A 1,140-nucleotide genomic window follows, 5' to 3' on the forward strand; every position below is an offset into this window, starting at 1 on the left:
AGGTGCATGATCCTGAGAGAATTAAGTTTATGAGGGATCAAATTTATCAAGTAGGATTAGCTATTCAAGATGGATGTAAAGTATTTGGATATAATCCTTGGTCCTTCTTAGATCTTTTAAGTACAGGCAACGGAATGTCAAAGAGATATGGATTTGTTTATATCAATACGACAGATGATGAAAAGCTCGATTTTAAACGTATTCCGAAGGATTCATATTATTGGTATGCAGATTTAGTTAAATCGAATGGTAAAAATTGGGGGTAAAACCAATGAGTAAATACCATGATATAGCAGTTAAAATTTTAAGTGATATTGGTGGAAAAGATAATGTTATTAATGTTAACCACTGTGCCACTAGGCTGAGAATTCAATATAAAGATAAAAATAATATTGATGACAATGACATTTCTAAAATAGAAGGCGTTGCTGGAACAGTATTACGTGAAGATGAATATCAGATTGTTATTGGGACTGATGTTGGTAATGTATATAATGAATTTTCTAAATTAATTGGTGATGTTTCAGGTCAAAAAAAATCAAGAACTGAATTTACTTGGAAACATCTTGGACAAGTTGTAATTGATTTCATTAGTGGGACTTTTGTACCAATTTTAGGAGTTTTAGTTGCCGCTGGACTTGTTTCTGCCGTTTTGAATATTGGCGTTAGTTTTTTTGGATTAAGTACTAAAAGTGGGTCTTATACTATTCTCGATGGTATTTATGAAGCTGGATATTATTTCTTACCATTGTATTTAGGATATAGTGCAGCAAAGAAATTGAATATGAATCCAATGATGGGAGCATTTTTAGGTGCTACGCTAGTTTATAAGACAATTGATAGTGCTAAAGGACTCGAATTTTTGGGATTATCAGTCCCTCAGATTCAATATAATACTAGTGTAATACCTATTCTATTAGGCGTTTTATTCATGAAATTAATAGATATTGGTATAGATAAAATAACTCCAAAGAGTATTAAGTTTTTTACTAAACCATTAATCACTATGCTGATTGTTGTGCCTGTAACATTACTTTGGTTAGGACCATTAGGATTCCAAATTGGAACCATTATTGCCAATGCTTTAAGCTTCATTAATTTGAAATTAGGTTGGGTTTCAGTTGGACTAATGGGCGCGTT

General features: G+C 31.9%; 2 protein-coding genes. Both read left to right on the forward strand.

Annotated features, from left to right (window positions below):
• The coding region (locus tag FHL06_RS13780; protein ID WP_153387220.1) for a family 1 glycosylhydrolase at window positions 1-266 on the forward strand (266 nt) is incomplete at its 5' end.
• Window positions 267-271: 5 nt separating this feature from the next.
• The coding region (locus FHL06_RS13785; RefSeq protein ID WP_192918023.1) for a PTS transporter subunit EIIC at window positions 272-1,140 on the forward strand (869 nt) is incomplete at its 3' end.

It is taken from the genome of Companilactobacillus halodurans, assembly GCF_009600985.1.
GTDB classification, from domain to species: domain Bacteria; phylum Bacillota; class Bacilli; order Lactobacillales; family Lactobacillaceae; genus Companilactobacillus; species Companilactobacillus halodurans.